The organism is Nocardia amamiensis NBRC 102102 (genome assembly GCF_001612745.1).
In the GTDB taxonomy this organism is placed as follows: Bacteria; Actinomycetota; Actinomycetes; order Mycobacteriales; family Mycobacteriaceae; genus Nocardia; species Nocardia amamiensis.
Genome location: NZ_BDBA01000005.1, coordinates 84,886 through 97,509, shown reverse-complemented (window position 1 = coordinate 97,509; position 12,624 = coordinate 84,886). Strand labels below are relative to the sequence as shown.

Sequence of the window (12,624 nt, the reverse complement as noted above, 5' to 3'; positions counted from 1 at the left end):
ATACTCGCCGGTAGAACGCGTAAGGTTCGCTGTCGCGGGCCCTGAAGCCAATCGGTGCGCACCGATGCGCGCCGGGAAAGCAGGTTTGTATCGATGTCTACCGACGACGCCGAGACCGACAAGGACGCCGAGACCACGGCCGCCGCGGGCGGCAAGGACACCGACGCGGTGACCGAGAAGTCGGAGGATGCCGCTGCCGCGGCGAAGCCCGAGCTGTCCAAGGCGGAGAAGGCAGACAAGACCGAAACGGAGAAGAAGGCGGCGGCGAAAGACGCTCCCAAGGCGGACGCGTCCGGAAAGTCCGCATCGCTTCCGCTGGTGGCCGCGTTTGCGGCGGGTGTGCTGGCGGTCGCGGCGATCACCGCGCTCGTCGTGTTCTTCCTGCAGGGTAAGGACCGCGGTGACAAGCTCGACGCGATTCGCGATTCGACCAGCGCCGCCTGCGAGTTCGGCAAGGACGTCTCGGTCTACGACTACTCGAAGAACTTGGACGACTACTTCACCACCGTGAAGGCCGGATCGACCGGGGAGTTCCTGAAAGAGTTCGACGATGCGACCAAGGCGCTCAAGGACGCGATGGTGCAAGCGCAGGTCAAGTCGTGGGCCGACGACGTGCAGTGCGGCTACCAGTCCGGCGACAAGACCTCGGCGAAGGTGCTGGTGACCCTCACGCAGTATCGGACCAACTTCACCCAGGCCACCCCGGAGCGGCAGTTCGTGGTCGTGATCGCCCAGCTGCAGAAGTCGGGCGACAAGTGGCTGGTCGAGAAGCTCGACTCGCCGATGCTGAAGGGCGCCGGTACGGGCCTGCCTGGTGCGCCTGCGCCGGGCGGTGCTCCGCAGCCCGCGCCGTCCCCGCAGCCCGGGCCGCAGCCGGGTAACTAGCCGAGCGCCTCCGGCGGTGGGCCGAGCCACCACCGCCGGAGGTCATTCGGGCAGACTCCCGTGCCCGCGCGAGCGGATCAGAACAGTGTCAATGCTTGTGGCGCCGACGGCGCGGCCGCCTTCCCCGCGGCCTTGTCCTTCGGCGCTTCCGGCGCCGTCGACGCTTCCTCCACAGTCACCGCGGGCATTTCCACGGTGTTCGCCTCGGCGACAGCCGCGGTGACCGCAGCCTGCCGAGCCGCTTCGCCGGCCAGCGCGTCGGCCTGCTCATTGAAATAGTTGCCGACATGTCCTCGCACCCACCGGAATCGGACCGGGCCGGGCCTGCTCGCGATGGCTCGATCGATCTGCTGGACGAGTTCGACATTCTTCACCGCGCCGCCGGTGGACGTCCGCCATCCATTGAGCCGCCAGCCCGACACCCACTCCGAGGCGCACTTGATCGCGTAGAGCGAATCGCTTTCGATGAGAAGGGGTTCGGAACCGGGATGGGCGAGGATCGCCTCCAGCACCGCGCGCAATTCCGCGACCTGGTTGGTTCCGGACGCGGCTCCCCCACTTGCCGAGGAGCCCTGATGATTGACCCAAGCCCAGCCGATGGCGCCGCCGGGATTGCGCAGGCAGGATCCGTCGGTGCTCACGATGATCATGGCTGGCACCCTACGCAATCCGACCGACAAGATCGGTACCGTGGAATTCCTCTATCTCCCTCCGTAACCGGGATTCGGTACGCCGCAGCGCCGATCTGACCGCAGCGTCCACCAGGCGTCCTACCGGGCCACGCGGCCCGCCGTATGCCGCCTCGGAGGTCAGCACCGACCGCCCGTAGCCGAGCGGGTCGAAGCGCAGCGTCAGGGTTCCGGACAAGCGTCCACGAAGCGTATACCCGATCACCGCGTTGCGGCGGTATTCGGTGATCTCGCAGGTCACATGCGGTCGCCAGAGTGCGAGGCGGGCGCTGGTCGCGAAGACCGCGCCGAGTCCGCGGTCCGCTTCGCCGGTCGGTACGAATTTCGCGACGCCGAACATCCAGTCCGGCACGAATAGGTGGTTCTCCGTGTAGTTGAAGGCGACCTCGACGGGCGCTCCGACGTCACTCGCGTACTTGATGTGGCCCATAGGCCCTCCCTGTTCACGACTGGCGTCAAAAGTACTACAGCTCTCCTCTTTATTCGAGGCCTCTGTGAAATTTTGGTGTGCCGCATTGCCAGATTGCGACCGGCCGGTTTGTCTTGGCGTCTTTCGGCGGCGCTCAGAGTTGGTCGACGATGTGCTCCGCGATCGGCATGGCCGAGGTCGCCGCGGGTGAGGGCGCGTTGAGCAGGTGAATCGAGCGCTCGGTCCGCTCGATCATGAAGTCGTGCACCAGGGTTCCGTCTCGCAACACCGCCTGCGCGCGAATGCCGGCCTCGCGTGGAAGCAGATCGGCGAGCGTCAGCTCCGGACAGTAGCGGCGGCACTGCGCCAGGTATCCGCGTTTGAACAGCGAGTCGCGCAGTTCCCGCAGCCCGGTCCGCACGTTCGCCCTGGCGACCCGGTGAAATCCGGGAAATCCGAGTATCTCTCGTGCGTCCCTGGCATCGAAGCTGCCCTTGCGGTAGCCCTCTCTGGCCAATCCGAGCACCGCGTTCGGGCCGACGGTCAGCGCACCGTCGATCGTCGGGCTCAAATGCACCCCGAGGAAGGGCAACTCGGGATCCGGAATGGGGTAGATCAGTGTGCGGACCAGCCCGGCTCGTTCCTGCGGCAGCTGGTAGTACTCGCCTCGGAACGGAACGATGCGAAAGTCCGTGCGCAGCCCGGCCGCTCGTGCCATCCGATCGGCCTGCAAACCCGCGCAGACCACCAAGCGGCGCGCTGACCAGGAGCCGGTCGGGCCTGCGGCGGTCACCGCGTCCGACGTCTCGGAGAGCGTGGTGATCTCGGCGCCGAGCACGAATTCGCCACCTGCTGTGCGAACTTCGTCGGCGAGCGCGGTCGTCACCCGGGTGAAGTCGATGATCCCCGTGTCTGGGACGAACAACGCGCCGACACCGGTGATCCGCGGTTCACGTCGAGCGAGTCCCGCGGCGTCGATCAGTTCGACGGCCACCCCGTTGGTGATCGACCGTTCGTGCAGCGCGAGCATGCGTGCGTATTCGGCGTCGTCGGTGGCCACCAGCAACTTGCCGCAGACTCGGTACGGAATGTCATGTGCCGCAGCGAACTCCTTGGTCCAGCGGGCGCCACGGCGGCACAGCGTGGCCTTCAGGCTGTCCGGCGGATAGTAGATGCCGGAATGGATGACGCCGCTGTTGTGACCCGTCTGGTGGGTGGCAAGCTCGGACGCCTTCTCCAGCAGCACCAGGCTCGCACCGGGGTGGCGCGCGAGGATCTGGTGCGCGGTCGCGACGCCGACGATGCCGCCGCCGATGACGCAGAAGTCATAGGTGGTCATCCCCGCGCCTCGGTCCCGCTCGGCTCCGGCATGATCGCGGCTGTGTCGCTGGTTCGCTCGCTCATTGTCGAGCAGGGTAAGCGGTGTTTCCACGATGGTGCCCTGCTGGGGGCGTTTATGTTTCCGGCAGTGCACGAGCGGGTAAACACCCGTGTAGCAGGCGAGCGCCATTCTCGACTGCCACATCGAGACACCTCCGGCCAACGGCGTCCGGCCGTCGACACGAACAAGGCGCACCCAAGTGTGGCGCTCGCCCGCTCCTTACTCTTCGGATCGGGTCGGGGGCGGCGGGTCAGGCGAACTGGCCCGCTGCCCTTCCCTCGCCCGTCGGCCCCGCGAAAGCCTGTGCGATAGTGAGCCATTCCGCGGCGTCGTCGCCGTGCGGCTCGATCGCAAGGTCGTCCCGATGGCGGCGCTGCGTCACGAGGAGGCAGAAGTCGAGCGCGGGTCCGGTCACCCGCTGTGCCGCATCGTCGGGGCCCCAGGACCAGATCGTGCCGTCCGGCGCCGTCAGCTCGACTCGGAATTCCGCTGCGGGCGGGGTCTTTCCGTGCACCGTGTAGGCGAAGTTCCTGGTGCGCACGCCGATATGGGCCACGGTGCGCAGCCGCGCGGTGGGCGTCCTGCGCACGCCGAGCCCATCGGCCACGTCCTGCCCGTGTGCGAATGTCTCCATGATGCGGGCGGTGGTCATCGAGGCCGCGCTCATCGGCGGCCCGAACCACGGCACTTTGACACCCGCGGGCACCGCGCGCAGTGCCGCGGCGAGGGAGGCGCGTCCACGCCGCCACCGGTCGAGCAAGTCGGCGGGTGGCTCGGTCGCGGCCTTCTCGGCCGCTTCATCGACGAAGGTGAGCGCACGCGGCCCGGCCTCGGTCACCAGACGCTGGAAGGTCTCGGGGTCCGCTGCCGCGATCGTCGCGATTTCGTCGGTCCATGCCAGATGGCCGATCTGATGGGCGATGGTCCAGCCGGTTGCGGGGGTCGCACGCGCCCATTCCTGCGGAGCCAGGGGGCCGACGAGTCGTTCCAGTTCCGCGCATTCTTCGGCGAGATCGCCGAGCAGCGCGTCGAGGTCAGCCATACGTTTCCTTGCCCTCCCGGGCACACCACCATGTGTGCCGTTATTGTCCAGCATCGCAGCGGCAATAGAAAAAGGCAAGCATGCTTGTTTTATATTTGCCGGGGGTACGCCTTACCAGCCGAAAACGACCAGGTGGGAGGCGCCGACGACAAGTCCGAGCACCGCCCCGTGCAGGTACAGCAGCCAGGCGTCCTGCTCGACGGACGCGTAGAACATCTCCATGAACTCGCCCGGCGTCAGCCGCCGGAGTTTGCGCGCCGCGAAATCGTCGATGGTCTTGGCCTGTTCGAGGGTGAACTCCTCGTCTTCCACCAGACTGGGCGCCAAGCCGACCGCGGCTCCCGCCGCGCCCACTGAGAGGTTGACGAACTGGCGGCGTCCCAGTGCCGCGCGCACCAGCGTGGTGGTCGGTCCGAGCTGGCGATGGATCTCGTCGGCGATCACATGCTCCAGCAACTGCCTGGTCTTGTCCCCGTTCGGGCCGTCGAGCAGCTCTTTCGACAGATTGGGCAGGGTCAGCACCTGATAGGCCAGGATGTGCGCGAGGTCGGTCGCCGCCTGCGGCTGCCGCTTCGCCAGCAGCGCTTGCTTCCACAGGTACTTGTACCTCGGTTGTGGGTCGCCCGGCTCGAACACCATCTTCACGGCGATGACGTTCACGATCACGCCGATCGCCGCCGAGGCGAGCAGTACGATCACCCAGCCCGGCACCAAGCCGAATACGGGAATGCGCTGGTGCACATGCATATACAAGGCCAGCAGCAAACCGAATGGCGCGCCGAGCAATCCGATGCGCACCATGAAGCGCAACTCCGGCGCCGCGATGGTGGTGGTCAGGTCCTTCAGGATGGCCGGGTTTTCCCGCAGGTAGCGGATGACGAAGCTCTTGATGTCGATCAGTTGGTCCACGTTGTCGCCGAGTGAGGCGAACGCGCGGCGCGACAGCGCGGGCAGTTCCCGATCCACCCGCTGGTAGATCAACTGCTTGGCGGCGCGCGGCACCGTGCGCCACAGGTCGCGGTTCTCCCGGTACATCAGTTCGTCGACCAGCGGCCGCACCTGTTGGCGGGCGAGCATCGCGGTGTAGTCGGCGATACCGTCCAGATCGAGTTCGTGGATGAAGTCCTTGGGACTGCCGATCCGCATCAGCGCCTTGTCCACGCAGATACTGGCCATCTTCTCCGCGCGCGCCGGAATGAAGCCCTGGAATCCGAGGCGGCGGCCGTCGCCGGAAAAGGTCGGCAGTACCTGGACCCGGCGCGGAAAGTATGGATAGAGCACCTGCAGGCCGGGGATGCGAACACCGCGAAACTGGATCGGCCAGAACAGCATCAGTACGCCGGTCCAGTTGGTCAGCCACCCGGCCAGCGCACTGAAGACCGGAAACGTGACCAGGTCGACCACGAACTTCGACTGCCCGGTCAACCCTTCCCAGTCGATGAACACGCCAGCGGCGAGCGACGACATCGATGGGACTCCCTAGGCCGAGCCGGCGGTACCGCCGGTATGAGATACCAAGGCCCCCACGTTCTCATTGTCTTGGACGGAGTGTCAACGAGGCCCCTGGGCGGAGAATTCGCCGTCAGCGAACGACACGAGCGGCGTGGAACAAACGCGAAGACCCCCGGGTTGAGTAGGCAACGCTCAACTTTTGGAAGGGTCGAAGACGTGACTACACCACAGAACCTGCCGGTGCTGTTCCTGACCGATCCGATCGTGCTGCCGGGCATGGTCGTGCCCATCGAACTGGACGAGTCCGCGCAGGCTGCGATCGATGCCGCCCGGGCGGCCAAGAAGGACTCCGTGCTGCTCGCCCCCCGGCTGACCGAGGGCTACGCCACCTACGGTGTGGTCGCGACCATCGAACAGGTCGGCCGGATGCGCGGCGGAGCCCCTGCGGCCGTCCTGAAGGCCGAGCGGCGCGCCAAGATCGGACACGGGGTCACCGGACCGGGCGCCGCGCTGTGGGTGGAGGCCGAACCGGTCGAGACACCCACACCGGACGGCCGGACCAAGGAGCTGGCCGCCGAGTACAAGAAGCTGGTCGTCTCGGTGCTCCAGCGCCGCGAGGCGTGGCAGATCATCGACGCGGTCAATCAGCTCACCGAGCCGTCGGCGATCGCCGACACCGCGGGTTACGCGCCGTACCTGACCTTCGAGCAGAAGCGGGAGCTGCTGGAAACGCCGGATGTGACCAAGCGGCTGAGCACCCTGATCGAGTGGACCAAGGAGCACATTGCCGAGGCCGAGATCACCGAGAAGATCAGCGAAGACGTCCGCGAGGGGATGGAGAAGAGCCAGCGCGAGTTCCTGCTGCGCCAGCAGCTCAACGCCATCCGCAAGGAACTCGGCGAGGACGAACCCGACGGCGCCGACGACTACCGCGCCCGCGTCGAGCAGGCCGGACTGCCCGACACCGTGCGGGAGGCGGCGCTGCGCGAGGTCGGCAGGCTGGAGCGGGCCAGCGATCAAAGCCCGGAATCCGGCTGGATCCGGACCTGGCTGGATACCGTGCTGGAACTCCCGTGGACGGTGAAAACCACCGACAGCACCGATGTCTCGGCTGCCCGCGCGGTCTTGGACGCCGATCACCACGGCTTGGACGAGGTCAAAGACCGCATGGTCGAGTACCTGGCCGTGCGGGCCCGCCGTGCCGCCCGTGGCCTGGAGGTCGTCGGTGGACGTGGTTCCGGTGCGGTGCTGGTGCTGGTCGGCCCGCCCGGTGTGGGCAAGACCTCGCTCGGTGAGTCCGTCGCGCGCGCCTTGGGGCGCAAGTTCGTTCGCGTCGCCCTGGGCGGCGTGCGCGACGAGGCCGAGATCCGCGGTCACCGGCGCACCTACGTCGGCGCACTGCCCGGTCGCATCGTGCGCGCTATGAAAGAGGCCGGTTCGATGAACCCGGTCGTCCTGCTGGACGAGATCGACAAGGTCGGCTCGGACTTCCGTGGCGATCCGGCCGCCGCCCTGCTCGAAGTGCTGGACCCGGCGCAGAACCACACCTTCCGCGACCACTACCTCGATCTGGACCTCGACCTGTCGGACGTGCTGTTCATCGCCACGGCGAACGTCATGGAGACCATCCCCGGACCGCTGCTGGACCGGATGGAGCTGATCACCGTCGACGGCTACACCGAGGACGACAAGGTGGCGATCGCCCGCGACTTCCTGGTGCCGCGGCAACTGGAGCGCAACGCGCTCACCGCCGACGAGGTGACCGTCACCGAGGAGGCGCTGCGCGAGATCGCGGCCAACTACACCAGGGAAGCCGGAGTGCGGCAGATGGAGCGGCTGATCGCGAAGGCGTTGCGCAAGGCGGCGACTCGGCTGTCGGAGCGTGCAACCGCCCCTGCCGCATCGGGTTACGACGCGGAGCTGGGCTACGAGAAACTGGTGCAGGACGCCCTGACGATCGGTCTGGGCGACTTGAAGGACTACCTCGGCCGCCCGCGCTTCACCCCCGACTCGGTGGAACGCACCGCGGTCCCGGGTGTGGCGACCGGTCTCGCCGTGACCGGGGCCGGTGGCGATGTCCTCTACATCGAGGCCAACGCCGCCGAGGGTGAGCGCTCGCTGACCCTCACCGGCCAGCTCGGCGACGTCATGAAGGAATCCGCGCAGATCGCGCTGACCTACGTGCGCTCGCACCTGGAGGAGATCGGCATCGAGCCGTCGGTGCTGGATCGCAATATCCACATCCACTTCCCGGCGGGCGCGGTGCCCAAGGACGGCCCGTCCGCGGGCGTCACCATGGTCACGGCTCTGGTCTCGCTGGCGCTGGGTCGCCAGGTGCGCTCGGATGTCGGCATGACCGGGGAGGTCACGCTGAACGGCCGGGTGCTGCCGATCGGTGGTGTGAAGCAGAAGCTGCTCGCCGCCCAGCGGTCCGGCTTGAAGACGGTGTTCATCCCGGCGCGCAACGAGCCGGACCTCGACGACGTCCCCGAGGAAGTTCTTGCCGCGCTGGATGTCCGCCCTGTCGCCGACGTAGCCGACATCCTCGCCTACGCCATCGAGCCGGTCACCGAACCGGCGCTCGATGGCATGACCCTCGCCGCCACCGCCTGAGCTGCGCCAAGGGCCGGGCATGGAAAACCTTCCGTGCCCGGCCTTGTGGTGTCGCGGCCGATAGCGTGGACTCACGCTCCCAGGTCTCGTTCCACGGTTCGCGTAGTACCCTGTGCCACCGCGCAGAGCGCGGGTTCGCGGTCCGGGCTCTCGGCGTAGATCTCGCAGTGCACCACGGCCTGTCGCCGGGTCGAGCCCGTGACGGTTGCCTCGGCACGCAACCGTGTTCCCGCGGCAGGCCGCAGGTAGGTGACGGTGAAACCGCCGGTGAGCACGTTCGGCCCGAGGACTGTTCCCGCTGCGAAGGTGAGCGCGTTGTCGGCCGCGTAGGCGAGCACGCCGCCGTGCACGAAGCCGAATTGCTGTCCGAGTTCGGGACGGATGCGGATGACCAAGGTAGCGGCGCCATCGCCGAACGCGGTGATCTCGGTGCCGACCAGGGTGGCGAACGGCTGTGCGTCGAGTATCTTTCGCGCGCTGTCGATGTCCAGCGTGGGGGCGGTCATTCGAAAACCTTTCCGTCGGGGGTTCGGGTGCGGTCGGCGACGAGAGTGATCCAGGCGGCGTCGGCGAGTTCGCTTGCGACTTCGGTCGGTGAGATGCGCATTTCGCCGCCGAGCCACTGCCGCGTGTACTCCTGCGCTGGTCCCAACCACAATGCGTAGACCAAGTCCAGCGGGAGATCACGGACCACCCCGTATCCGGCATGCGTGCGCCACCAGCGTGCGGTGTCGCTCATGAAACGACGATTGCTCTCGCTCTCCCGTACCCCAGGTGGCCGCGCCGAGGTGAGCACCATTGCCCGGTACTGGTTCTCGCTCACCCAGCGCAGGTGCTCGCGCACTCCGGCGGTGATCCCTTCATAGGCGTTGGCGCTGTCGCCGACCACCGCCCAAAAGTGTTCCTGGTAGTCCGCGAGCGCGTTGGCCCACACCTGCCGGTACAGGTCGGCCTTGTCCGGGAAGTGGTGGTAGAGCGCCCCGACGCTGGCGCCCGCGGCGTCGCGGATCTGCGTCAGCGTTGCGTCCAGCGCGCCCCGCTCGGCGAACTGCCGCTCGGCCGCCAGCAGCAACCGATCTCGAATCTTCACATACAGAATTTAGTTCTGTTTTCGACACCGCACAAGGCGGTCCGGTTCGGCGGAATTCCGGCAGCGTGTCGGAGGGCTGCGGTAAGAACGACCATGTGGCCAGATGGCTGTTGCACGTCGACCTCGACCAGTTCCAGGCGGCGGTGGAGTTCCGCCGCCATCCGGAACTGCGGGGGCTACCGGTCATCGTCGGCGGGCACGGTGATCCGACCGAACCGCGCAAGGTGGTGACCTGCGCGTCCTACCCGGCGCGTGCGTTCGGGGTACGGGCCGGGATGCCGCTGCGCAGTGCGCAGCGCAAATGCCCCGAGGGCATTTTCCTGCCTTTGGACATGGCAGCCTACGAAGACGCCTCCGACGAGGTGATGTCATTGCTGCGGACGTTTCCCGGGCGGGTCGAGGTGTGGGGCTGGGACGAGGCGTTCCTCGCCGCAGACACCGACGACCCCGAGGCCCTCGCACAGCGGGTTCGCAGCGCCATCGCCGGTTTGGAACTGACCTGCTCGATCGGCATCGGCGATAACAAGCTCACCGCCAAGCTCGCCACCGGGTTCGCCAAGTCTGCGGGCAAGTCGTCGGCCGAACCGGCCGCAGGCGCCGGAGCCGCCGCGGGCGTCTACCGGCTCACCGCCGCGAACTGGAGCGATGTGATGGCCCACCGCCCGACCAACGCGCTCTGGGGTATCGGCAATCGGATCGCCGCCCGCCTCGCCGAGCTCGGCATTCAGACGGTCGGCGAGCTGATGGTGGCCGACCGGCATCGGCTTGCCGCCGAGTTCGGTCCGAACACCGGTCCCTATCTCTGGGTGCTCGGACATGGCAAGGGCGACACCGAGGTCACCACCGAACCGCGAATTCCCGTAGGCCGCAGCAAATCCGAGACATTTCCGCGCGACCTGACCGATCCGGTCGAGATTCGTGCCCAGGTCGCGCGGCTGGCCACCGAGGTCGCCGAAGAGATGGCCGCCGCGGGCCGGATCGGCACCCGGGTGTCCGTGACGGTTCGCACCAACACCTTCTACACCCGGAGCAAGCAGGAGAAGCTCCCTGAACCGACCATCGACGTCGCGCGGATCGCCGAGACCGCGGTGCGCATCGTCGACCGGTTCGAGCTCGATCGGCCGGTTCGTCTGCTCGGTGTCCGCTTGGAACTCGTGCCGCAGTAGTGCCCGGAGCCGTCCGGGCGCTCGTATGCTCGTCGGCATGGAGTTCTGGGCGATGGTGGCACAGGAATCGGAGAGCGGGATCGTACTGACCCGGCGGCAGGTCGACGAGGAATTCCTCGGACCGGGCGACGTGACGATCAAAGTGCACTACTCGAGCGCGAACTACAAGGACGGTTTGGCGATCACCAAGGGTGGCGGCGTGGTCCGCGACTACCCGATCGTGCCCGGCATCGATCTCGCGGGCGAGGTGGTCGAATCGTCCGTCGACGACTTCGCTCCCGGCGATCCGGTGATCGCGCACGGCTACGGACTCGGTGTCTCCCACAACGGCGGTTTCGCCGAATACGCCAGGGTGCCGGCGGACTGGATCGTCAAGCTCGACCGGCTGAGCCCGCGCGAGGCGGCGGCGATCGGCACCGCCGGCTTCACCGCGGCACTGAGTGTGCAGGCCCTGCTGGATCGCGGACTCACCCCGGACGACGGCCCGGTGCTGGTCACCGGCGCGACCGGCGGCGTAGGCAGCGTCAGCGTGGATATCCTCTCGCGCCTCGGCTTCGAGGTCATCGCCTCGACCGGCAAGACCGACGCGGACGATTTGCTCAGCGAACTCGGCGCCAATGAGGTGATCGGCCGCCTGCCGGAGGACCCGAGCGCCAAGCTGCGGCCGCTGACCAAGGCCCGCTGGGCCGCGGCGGTGGACAGCGTCGGCGGTACTTCCCTCGCCTACATCCTCAGCGCGATCGGCTATGGCGGCGCTGTTGCGGTCAGCGGGCTCACCGGTGGGGCCGAGCTGCCGACCACGGTGATGCCGTTCATCCTGCGCGGGGTCGCCCTGCTGGGCATCGATTCGGTGAACGTGCCCATCGAGCGGCGTGCCGAGCTGTGGACCAGGCTCGGTAATGAGCTTCGCCCGCAGCATCTTTCGACCCTGCAGAGCTACGCTCCGGTCACCGAGGCAGAGCGGGTGCTGCACTCGATCACGAACGGAACCCACTCGGGCCGGACGGTACTGGGCGTCGCTGGCGAGTTCTGATCGTCAGGGCTAGGAAACGCATCGAAGCGAACACTGTGCGCTAACGGTGCATGACGTACGCATCTGCGAACGACGTGCGTTATGCTGACGGCGAACGGAAGGAGTGGGCATGTCCGCCGAGAAACAGCCGGTGGGTTCGGTGTGGACGCGCCCAAGGCGCGGCCGCGAACAACCGGCTCTGACCAGGGAACAGATCGTGGCCGAGGCGGTGGCGCTGCTGGACGCCGAGGGAATGGAGGCGCTGAGCATGCGCCAGCTCGGCGCCCGGCTGAACGCGGGCGCCACCTCGCTCTACCGCCATGTGACCAATCGCGACGAGCTGATCGAGCTGGTGGTCGACGAGGTCTACGGCGAGATCAGCGTTCCCGAGATCGGCGATCCGGCGCAGTGGCGCACGGCGACGCAGGAGTGCGCGATGATCCTGCGCGCGATGATCCTGCGACACCCGTGGATGGCCTCGACGCTCGGCCAGGTCGGGCTGTCGTACTTGGGCCCGAACGTGATGCGGCTCAACGACCGCATGGTCGGGTTGTTCGAAGCGGGCGGCTTCCCCGTCGACGAGGCGAGCGACGGCATCGGCACCGTGATCAGCTACGTGGTCGGCATGGGCATCGCCGAGGCGGCGTATCTGACTCTGCTGGTCCGCAGCGGGAAGACCGAACAGGAGTGGCTTGCCGAGCTGCGGCCCGCCGCGGAAGAGGCGGCGCGCGAGTTTCCGCGCGTCCAAGAGGATTGGAACCAGGACCCGGAACAGCGGCGCGAGCGGAAGTTCCGCTATGGGCTGGACCGTGTGCTGGACGGGCTGGACGGGCGCCGGTCCAGGTGACCGTGGTGCCCGGGCTCTGCCCGAGTGGGAAGGGGTCG

Annotated in this window: 12 protein-coding genes; 5 read left to right on the top strand and 7 right to left on the bottom strand. The window is 67.4% G+C overall.

The window, feature by feature from the left end:
• The first annotated feature begins 93 nt into the window (after positions 1 to 93).
• Positions 94 to 885, top strand: a complete 792-nt coding sequence (locus NA4_RS02345) for a hypothetical protein (RefSeq protein ID WP_067463076.1) — start codon at positions 94 to 96, stop codon at positions 883 to 885.
• 77 nt (positions 886 to 962) lie between these two features.
• On the opposite strand, the gene NA4_RS02340 is transcribed toward NA4_RS02345, so the two are convergent.
• The 5 genes from NA4_RS02340 to NA4_RS02320 all read right to left on the bottom strand — a co-directional run bounded on the left by NA4_RS02340 (position 963) and on the right by NA4_RS02320 (position 5,873).
• Entirely contained in the window at positions 963 to 1,535 is a 573-nt protein-coding gene (locus tag NA4_RS02340) for a ribonuclease H family protein (RefSeq protein ID WP_067463073.1), read from the bottom strand.
• A 10-nt stretch (positions 1,536 to 1,545) separates the two neighbouring features.
• Positions 1,546 to 2,004, bottom strand: coding sequence for an SRPBCC family protein (locus NA4_RS02335; protein WP_067463070.1), 459 nt, complete (start codon positions 2,002 to 2,004; stop codon positions 1,546 to 1,548).
• A 133-nt stretch (positions 2,005 to 2,137) separates the two neighbouring features.
• Positions 2,138 to 3,322 (bottom strand): L-2-hydroxyglutarate dehydrogenase, encoded by a 1,185-nt coding sequence (gene lhgD, locus NA4_RS02330; protein ID WP_067463204.1) that lies wholly within the window; start codon positions 3,320 to 3,322, stop codon positions 2,138 to 2,140.
• Between the two features lie 292 nt (positions 3,323 to 3,614).
• Positions 3,615 to 4,406 carry a TIGR03084 family metal-binding protein gene (locus NA4_RS02325; protein ID WP_067463068.1) on the bottom strand — a complete coding sequence of 264 codons (792 nt, stop codon included), beginning with the start codon at positions 4,404 to 4,406 and terminating at the stop codon, positions 3,615 to 3,617.
• 111 nt (positions 4,407 to 4,517) lie between these two features.
• Positions 4,518 to 5,873 (bottom strand): DUF445 domain-containing protein, encoded by a 1,356-nt coding sequence (locus tag NA4_RS02320; protein WP_067463066.1) that lies wholly within the window; start codon positions 5,871 to 5,873, stop codon positions 4,518 to 4,520.
• Between the two features lie 261 nt (positions 5,874 to 6,134).
• On the opposite strand from NA4_RS02320, the gene lon reads away from it, so the two are divergent.
• Positions 6,135 to 8,471, top strand: a complete 2,337-nt coding sequence (lon, locus tag NA4_RS02315; protein ID WP_067463200.1) for an endopeptidase La — start codon at positions 6,135 to 6,137, stop codon at positions 8,469 to 8,471.
• A 71-nt stretch (positions 8,472 to 8,542) separates the two neighbouring features.
• On the opposite strand, the gene NA4_RS02310 is transcribed toward lon, so the two are convergent.
• Positions 8,543 to 8,977, bottom strand: a complete 435-nt coding sequence (locus tag NA4_RS02310; protein ID WP_067463063.1) for a PaaI family thioesterase — start codon at positions 8,975 to 8,977, stop codon at positions 8,543 to 8,545.
• Positions 8,974 to 9,561 (bottom strand): TetR/AcrR family transcriptional regulator, encoded by a 588-nt coding sequence (locus tag NA4_RS02305; RefSeq protein WP_067463060.1) that lies wholly within the window; start codon positions 9,559 to 9,561, stop codon positions 8,974 to 8,976. The genes NA4_RS02310 and NA4_RS02305 overlap by 4 nt, the downstream gene beginning before the upstream one ends.
• Positions 9,562 to 9,656: 95 nt before the next feature.
• Here NA4_RS02305 and NA4_RS02300 point away from each other — a divergent pair, with 95 nt between their 5' ends.
• The 3 genes from NA4_RS02300 (at position 9,657) to NA4_RS02290 (ending at position 12,586) form a co-directional block, all read left to right on the top strand.
• The gene (locus NA4_RS02300) at positions 9,657 to 10,727 is read left to right on the top strand and encodes a DNA polymerase IV (RefSeq protein WP_067463197.1); all 1,071 of its coding nucleotides are present in this window, start codon (positions 9,657 to 9,659) and stop codon (positions 10,725 to 10,727) included.
• A 37-nt stretch (positions 10,728 to 10,764) separates the two neighbouring features.
• A complete protein-coding gene (locus NA4_RS02295) occupies positions 10,765 to 11,760 on the top strand; it encodes an oxidoreductase (RefSeq protein ID WP_067463195.1) in 996 nt (331 codons plus the stop codon).
• A gap of 109 nt (positions 11,761 to 11,869) precedes the next feature.
• A complete protein-coding gene (locus tag NA4_RS02290; protein WP_067463188.1) occupies positions 11,870 to 12,586 on the top strand; it encodes a TetR/AcrR family transcriptional regulator in 717 nt (238 codons plus the stop codon).
• Positions 12,587 to 12,624: the final 38 nt, after the last annotated feature.

Coding starts and splice junctions, on each gene's coding strand:
- NA4_RS02340 (WP_067463073.1), bottom strand. CDS start 1,535: ATGATCATCGTGAGCACCGACGGATCCTGCCTGCGCAATCCCGGCGGC.
- NA4_RS02345 (WP_067463076.1), top strand. CDS start 94: ATGTCTACCGACGACGCCGAGACCGACAAGGACGCCGAGACCACGGCC.
- lon (WP_067463200.1), top strand. CDS start 6,135: ATGGTCGTGCCCATCGAACTGGACGAGTCCGCGCAGGCTGCGATCGAT.
- NA4_RS02310 (WP_067463063.1), bottom strand. CDS start 8,977: ATGACCGCCCCCACGCTGGACATCGACAGCGCGCGAAAGATACTCGAC.
- NA4_RS02325 (WP_067463068.1), bottom strand. CDS start 4,406: ATGGCTGACCTCGACGCGCTGCTCGGCGATCTCGCCGAAGAATGCGCG.
- NA4_RS02320 (WP_067463066.1), bottom strand. CDS start 5,873: ATGTCGTCGCTCGCCGCTGGCGTGTTCATCGACTGGGAAGGGTTGACC.
- lhgD (WP_067463204.1), bottom strand. CDS start 3,322: ATGACCACCTATGACTTCTGCGTCATCGGCGGCGGCATCGTCGGCGTC.
- NA4_RS02290 (WP_067463188.1), top strand. CDS start 11,870: ATGTCCGCCGAGAAACAGCCGGTGGGTTCGGTGTGGACGCGCCCAAGG.
- NA4_RS02295 (WP_067463195.1), top strand. CDS start 10,765: ATGGAGTTCTGGGCGATGGTGGCACAGGAATCGGAGAGCGGGATCGTA.
- NA4_RS02335 (WP_067463070.1), bottom strand. CDS start 2,004: ATGGGCCACATCAAGTACGCGAGTGACGTCGGAGCGCCCGTCGAGGTC.